The following is a 7,311-nucleotide window of genomic DNA, read 5'->3' on the forward strand; positions in this document are numbered from 1 at the left end:
AACCTCCAAGCCACGAAGTGGTTTTGGAGGTTGTTTGTTATGTGGATTTCGTGATAGCTGTGAATATGTGAGTGAGTGAGTGTCTGCCTAATCTGTATTGCATTCACTTTTTCTGCAGACCCTGCACATAATTTGCATCGAACAGAAAGAGACGCATCAGCAATATCAGTGAAGGGATGAGCAGACATAAGCCGGCGATAAAAGCTCCGATCAAGGCAATTCCCATTTCCGGGCTGGTGACACTTTCGTGTATCGAGACCATGGGATAAATAATATAAGGTAAATGCGCCGCGCCATATCCGAAGAAAGCGAAGGCAAACTGCAGCATCACGAATAAAAAAGCGACGCCAAGACGCTTGCGGTTCCATATCAGATAGGTAGCAATTATAAAGCAAATCAAGGATACAACAAACATCCAGGACAGCTTTAGCATGTTGTCAAAATGAACCGGATTGTGTCGCTGAATAGCGAAAAATACGAACAAGCTCGCTAATATTGTCGGTCCGCTCCAACCGATTGCAAACCTTCGCAAAATTTCTGTCGCTTTGGTATCCTTCGCCTTGTGAGCATAATAGGTTAAGAAAGCAGCAGAAATATAGAGCACACTGACAAGCGACAGGACGACAACCGACCAGGCATAAGAGCTGGTAAACAGCTTGTAGAAGAGCAGTGTGACATTATTGCCGCTTTCCTCAATATAACCACCCTCCGATATCGTCAATACGATGGACAATGAAGCTGGAATCAATAGACCACTGCCCCCGTAAAGCAGCTTGTACAGATGGCTTTCCTTGGAGCCGTAGGTGCTGAAAGCGTAGTAGGAGCCTCGGATAGCGATCAGCACTATAGCGATACTGCCGGGTATTAATAAGGTGGTTCCGAGATAATAAGCAGTGTCCGGGAAAAAACCGACCATCCCGATCATGAAGAAGATCAGAAAAACGTTAGTAACTTCCCAGACAGGTGATAAATAGCGTTCGATAATGCCATGCACCATATTTTTGCGCCCGGTTATCATCGTGTAGTAGCTAAAGAAACCAGCCCCAAAATCAATCGAAGCTACAATTAAATAACCGTAAAGGAAAACCCAGAGCACTGTAATTCCGATGACTTCAATACTCATTGGTGCTCACCTCCTTGATCAGCCCGCAATGCTAATTCCTCTTCAGGCGTATTCGTCTTGAACATACGGCGGAGTACCGTCCATGCGCCAAATCCAAGTATGATGTACAGAATAGAGAACATCAGCAGCATCCAGTCCACATTGGTAGCGGTCGTGGCTCCATGTGCCGTTTTCATATAGCCGCGCAGAATCCATGGCTGTCTTCCGGCTTCAGCAAATATCCATCCGGATTCAATCGCCAGCATTGCAAGCGGGCCTGAGAAAGTAATGAAGCGAAGCAGCCAACGCGGCACTTCTTTTCCTTGTTGACGCCGTTTTTTCCTGTTCAAATATAAATATGCGATACAGAGTACAATCATCAAGCTTCCGATCGCCACCATGGCATCAAAGAAATAATGGATATAGAGCGGTGGACGTTCATCCACAGGGATATCATTCAAGCCCTTCACAACCGCATTCGGATCGGCAAAAGCCAATATACTCAGGGCATAAGGAAGCTTCAAGCCATAGTGAACGTTGTGTTCCTTATCAATATAGCCTGCAAATACAAGTGGTGCCTGCGCTGTAGTTTCAAAATGCCATTCGGCTGCGGCAAGCTTCTCCGGCTGGTATTCGGCAAGAAATTTACCGGACAGATCACCGATGAACGCGGTGGACAAGGAGAAGATCAGTCCGCAAATCATCGTCAGCTTGAGTGCCTTTTGGTAATATACATGCTTTTTACCTGCCAATAAGGCTAATGCGGCTATGGTAGCGAGCACAAATGCGCTTGTCATATAGGCTGATGAAATCACGTGCGCGGTCTTGGTAGGTGTGGCCGGATTAAACATCGCGACCATGGGATCTATGTCGATAATGGTTCGACCGGACAGCTTAAAGCCTTGTGGCGTATTCATAAAGGCGTTAACAATCGTAATAAAAAATGCGGATAACGTCGATCCGATGATAATGGGAATAGAAATTGCAAAGTGCGTCCAAGGATTTTTCCAACGATCCCAGGTGTACAAGTAAATCCCGAGAAATATCGCCTCAAAGAAGAAAGCGAAGGTTTCCATAAACAAAGGCAGAGAAATCGCCTGACCCGCGATTTGCATAAAGCTTGGCCACAACAAGTTTAACTGCAAGCCAATTGAAGTACCAGTAACGACGCCGACTGCCACAGTGATGACGAATCCACGTGCCCAACGACGTGCGAGCAGTGTATAATGTGGATCTTTGCGCTTGATTCCCAGAAACTCGGCAATGGCAATCATGACAGGCAGTCCGACACCTATCGTAGCAAAAATAATGTGAAAACCAAGCGTTAGGCCTGTTAATATACGGCTATAAAATACCGGGTCGTAATTCATCATCCGAATGCACACTCCTTTTGAACATTATGCTCCTATTTACCACTTATTATAGCTTATGTATGTGATTTATTTCACAACAACTATGATCAATTGATGACTTATGCGTTACGAAATGATGAAAACTCGGCTAGTTGAAATAAAGTTGTTTAATCTGAAATAAAGTAGTTTAACCTGAAATAAAGTTGTTTAATGAAATTTGCAGTTGTAAACATCATCGCATACGACACCCCTTCTCGTTGTTGAGTGCTTGTCGTATGTGATGATGGGAATGGTATTAGGATATACCTTTCATGCTTAAGTTTTTAGATAGAACGTTCGTTTGGACACACCAACTGCAGTTGCAGTCAGAGGCTGGATCGAACCGTACCTATTCAAGCTTTTGAAACTGCTGGTTAGTATGATAGTGAGTGTGGCTGGTACGTGAGAACATCATGCGATGGGTTCACCAGTTTGGGCCGGAATTAGACAAGCAAATTCGTCCCTTTCTAAAACCGACTATCGTTTCCTTTAAGCCAGCAGTGATCGAGGTAAAACGAACGGGAAAAGGGTACTAGAAAAAGATAGTACTTACGAGAACTTCCGATGTCATTTAAAATAGGATTGTATGTGATAAGCAAATGACGTTGGGTGATGGTTCAAAGAAGATTACTCTGTATGAATCACAATTTTGGAAATCGGAAGGTGTTGGTACAATTCGCTCTACTTTAGGTGCCTACTATCGTCCGCACTCACAATATTTGAATGAATTCCTGTGTTCGCGGCAGTTGGAACTAAGACTCATATTGCCGAAAAAAATACCTGATTAAAAAGTCCAATTTCATTATTCAGGGTCATGCTGAAGTCTGGGCAGACAGCTTGAAAAATATGATGAATCATTTCTATGATGCTGTGTTGAATCAAACAGAGCTTCCCGACGCGGTCGCCACCTTCAAGGAGGGTACCAGATCATGCTTATCAATAATGATTGTAAGAAGTATGAAAACAGGAAGCTGGGAGCAAGTATCGCAAGTATAACAACAAAGAACCTAAACCACTGTGAAAGTGGTTTAGGTTCTTTGTTGTTCGTGAATTATAGGACCGCCTTATAGTTTAATCCAAGCTTACACTTTAAACTGAGAAACGATCTCAATCAGCTTCTGCGAGTTTAACTGGGTTGCTTGCATCAGCTCAGTGACCTTGTTAGCTTCTTGCATGACTGTCAATGTGTTCTCAGCTATGTCCTGAGTTCCTTGTGCGCCTTGCATAGTGGATGTAGAAACCTCGTTGATGGCTTGGACCATATTTTGAATGGAAGCGAGTAATTGTTCAGCGGTTGCACTGAAGTCCATGACCATCTCCTGGATGGACTCTGCATCCATATAATACTGGTCACCTGTATGAACCATAGTTGTATAATCATTAATGACTGTTTTGTCGATAAATTCCAGCGCTTTCTCGGAGCTATCTGTCAAGCTTTGGACAGAACTTATGACAAGCCTGGTCACATCTTGAATTTCATTAACGGTTTGTTTGGAGCTTTCAGCTAGTTTACGTATTTCAGTAGCTACTACTGAAAAGCCCTTCCCGGCTTCTCCGGCCCGTGCTGCTTCTATTGCCGCATTTAGCGCAAGAAGATTGGTTCTTGAAGTAATGTCTAGAATCGCATTCGCCAGAACATTAATTTGCTGAACAGCTTTCGATTGCTGGATAGCAGATCTCATATCCGCATCGACATTGTTTCGGAGCTCAAGAGCTGCTTGCTGGGAGCTTTCGGCATTATTTTTTAAATTTTGTGCACGTAAGCTGATTTCCTCTACAAGGGTGGAACCATTCTGAACCTTGTTGGTGATCGATTCAACTGCACTTTCAATTTCTAAGGAGGTTTCTCTCATCGTCTCGGTCGTAGCAGCCGTTTCTTGCATGGAAGCAGACATTTCTTGGGTAGTGGCGGTAACATTTTGCACCTTCGCTGAAAGCTCGGCTAGATTAAGCGAGGAGTTTGTTATATTGGCTTCTACACGGTTTGCTTCATCAATGACTTGGTTGACTACCGATTTGATAGACTCACTCATCGAATTCATGGATTTTCCTAATGTGCCAATTTCATCACCTCTTTTGGTAACTTTCGTTCCTATTTCCTGCGTGAAATCAGCATTTGCCAAAATATTCAAATGCTTAGCAGCCAGCTTGATCGGATTGGATATAAAATTCGCAATAAGAACAGAGAGGAGTATGGCGAAAAGTGCAGCCACAACAATCAGGAGCTCTGATGCCTTAGTGGACTCGTCCAGGTCGGCGAATACCTCAAGGGAAGGAGCGGTCACAACAACTTTCCAGCCTGTGCGTTCAACTTTGGAAAATCCCGCTACATTTTTTGAGCCATCATCATCCGGGTAATCTACGTTTCCTTTATCTTCCTTTAAAATGGATTCTTTAAAGGCCTTATCTTGAATTGGATTTTTAACAAATTCGGAATAAGCTTTTCCAACCATATCGGCATTGGGGTGATATATGATCTCACCTGTGCGGGATAATAAGTAAGCATAGCCGGTATTGGCAAGCTTGACTTTTCCCAAGTAATTACCTAATGCCTCAACACTTACAAGACTGATGATAATGCCTTTGAAAGTATTGCTTTTATCTAAAATAGGTACAGCAATCGATATTTGTTTTTTGCCTGTACTTTTGTTAATAATAATATCGCTGACAGCAACGTTCTTCGTATCTCGCGCGATTTTGAAATACTCTCTGTCACTGATGTTGATATTGGTAGCTGCACTTAACTCGCCAAGTTTATCGGCCACAATAGTAGACTCGACTTCCAAATCATTTTCATTAATGTATTTAACAATCAGGGTGATTTGTTCCACAGTCATTTCAGCAAATTCAGGATGGGCTTTTAAAGACTCGGTTATTTGTGATACTTTGCCATCAATCCAAATATTAATTAACCTTACATTCGTGTCGGCGATATCTACTTCCTGATTCTGAATATTGACACTCAGTACCTTATTGAATTGGTTTAACTGAAAAAACGCTAAACCGAGAAGGGGGATGAGTGTTGCAAGAAGCAGGCAAGCGACGAGCTTGAATCTTAAAGATTTGAAAAAAGCCATGAACGTTCCCCCCCTAGATTATTATGTGTACATCATAGAGGCTAGCTTGAAAAAGTGAAATAGACCATATGGGCTAGTGGACCTAAATTTTGGTTTATAATAGCGAAAAAAGTTACTATAAATACCATTAATCGACATTTTCCTACTATTTACATTCTTATTTTCTAAATGAAAATTTTGGTATAGTTAATTTATCTGTGGAAACGAGGTGTCCCAGTTATTCCATTGTACGGTATGATTAGATAGTAAAAATCAATTAAATCTTTATTAAAGTAGAAGCTGAACCTGAGTTTGAATGGGACGGAGTTTTTCAAAGGTGAGGATCATCAGAGGTTGTGGTGCAAGCTCAAATTCATGATAACATCATTGAAATGAAATCATTGGAGCGAGGCATTTACTTTGAAAACGGAATTTGATTTGGTTAAGTGGAAACAGTATGAATCGGAAGTAATCTTGCTCACGGTAAGATGGTATTTGAAATATAGTCTAAGTTATCGTGATTTAGTAGAAATGATGGAAGAACGGGGTTTACAACTCGCTCATACAACGATCATGCGATGGGTTCATGAGTTTGGGTCCGAGCTAGAAAAGCGAATTTGTCTCTATTTGAAGCCGACTAATGATTCTTTTCAGACGGATGAGACTTACATTAAAGTCAAGGGACAATGGAAATATCTTTACAGAGCGGTATATTCAAACGGCAATACGATTGATTTCATGTTGTCTGAAAATCGAGATGCTCCTGCTGCCAAACGATTTTTTAAGAAGGCGTTGACTTCACCACACAATCAATCGCCACGCGTGAACCCTGTCGATAAAAACCCAGCGTACCCTGCCGCAGTCCAGAAATTGAAGGATGAGAAAGTTAGGAATCAAGAAACAATACTCCGACAACAGAAATATCTCAACAATAAAATTGAACAAGATCATCGATTCATAAAGAAAATCATAAAACCAATGTTGGGATTCACGTCCTTCAAAACTGCCTAGCTTCATCGCCTTGTTTATCCCCCAGAACAGGGGATTTCAGGATCGATAGACCCTGGTTATCCGCTCCATTCCCCTCTCACCTCGTTTGATTGAATTGGTCTGCTTTTTTTTGAGTGTGTTATTCGATAATTTTAGTGTCATATACATGGTAAATTCAAGTAATTTTATTTGAAATGCAAGATTCATCATAAGTATGTATTTACAATAACTAAACGCTAAATACCCCTCGTATCTGATACAATGAAGATATTCTTAGACAATGAAGTCTAAGTAAACATTGGAGGGATTGCCGTGGAAATTGTAACAGCTATGAACGAATCCTTAATGTTAGAAGAAGTAATTGACGAAGATGTAGAGGTAGAAGAATGCAATGTAATTGAAGAAGAAACCGAAGACGTTGAAGCAGAGATGAGCGATGAATCGGATGAGTTAATGCTTTTTCCCTTGTAGATCATAGAGAGCTTGTAAATTGTCGTTCCATTGAAATGTAGATTTAAACAGATAAAACTATTGCTGTTACAAAAACCATAACCAAGGAAGAAGCATTTTATCGATAAAGAAAAGAACCGAAAGTGGTCATACCCCTGGTCATACCCCAGTCAAGTAGACAATTGAAAAAAACTATGCAGCCAACGCGTGCCGATATTCAATCGGTGCGCGTTGTTTGAGTGTGCGCCCGGCATGGGCGATAACTAGGTGGTGAAAGTCCACTACAGGCTTGGCAGTAGGAACTGTTAGCTGAAGGCAAGGG

Annotated in this window: 4 protein-coding genes and 2 pseudogenes; 3 read left to right on the forward strand and 3 right to left on the reverse strand. The window is 41.8% G+C overall.

All coding sequences use genetic code 11. The features are described 5' to 3' along the window. Nucleotides 1–103: 103 nt before the first annotated feature. Together BK127_RS19720 and BK127_RS19725 are read right to left on the reverse strand one after the other, a co-directional pair. A complete protein-coding gene (locus BK127_RS19720) occupies nt 104–1,123 on the reverse strand; it encodes a cytochrome d ubiquinol oxidase subunit II (protein ID WP_076233211.1) in 1,020 nt (339 codons plus the stop codon). Continuing rightward, the gene (locus BK127_RS19725; RefSeq protein ID WP_076233212.1) at nt 1,120–2,475 is read right to left on the reverse strand and encodes a cytochrome ubiquinol oxidase subunit I; all 1,356 of its coding nucleotides are present in this window, start codon (nt 2,473–2,475) and stop codon (nt 1,120–1,122) included. Before BK127_RS19725 ends, BK127_RS19720 begins: the two co-directional genes overlap by 4 nt. A 413-nt stretch (nt 2,476–2,888) precedes the next feature. Here BK127_RS19725 and BK127_RS45690 point away from each other — a divergent pair. Further along, nucleotides 2,889–2,987, forward strand: a pseudogene (locus tag BK127_RS45690) (IS6 family transposase); the annotation flags it as partial. A gap of 588 nt (nt 2,988–3,575) precedes the next feature. Here BK127_RS45690 and BK127_RS19730 read toward each other — a convergent pair. Further along, nucleotides 3,576–5,570: a methyl-accepting chemotaxis protein gene (locus tag BK127_RS19730; protein ID WP_076233213.1), complete on the reverse strand. Its 1,995-nt coding sequence runs from the start codon at nt 5,568–5,570 to the stop codon at nt 3,576–3,578. Between the two features lie 399 nt (nt 5,571–5,969). Here BK127_RS19730 and BK127_RS19735 point away from each other — a divergent pair. Together BK127_RS19735 and BK127_RS43770 are read left to right on the forward strand one after the other, a co-directional pair. Continuing rightward, nucleotides 5,970–6,557: pseudogene (locus BK127_RS19735) on the forward strand (IS6 family transposase); the annotation flags it as partial. A gap of 294 nt (nt 6,558–6,851) precedes the next feature. Next, a complete protein-coding gene (locus tag BK127_RS43770) occupies nt 6,852–7,010 on the forward strand; it encodes a hypothetical protein (RefSeq protein ID WP_179097536.1) in 159 nt (52 codons plus the stop codon). The last annotated feature ends 301 nt before the right edge of the window (nt 7,011–7,311 follow it).

The organism is Paenibacillus sp. FSL H7-0331 (assembly GCF_001956045.1).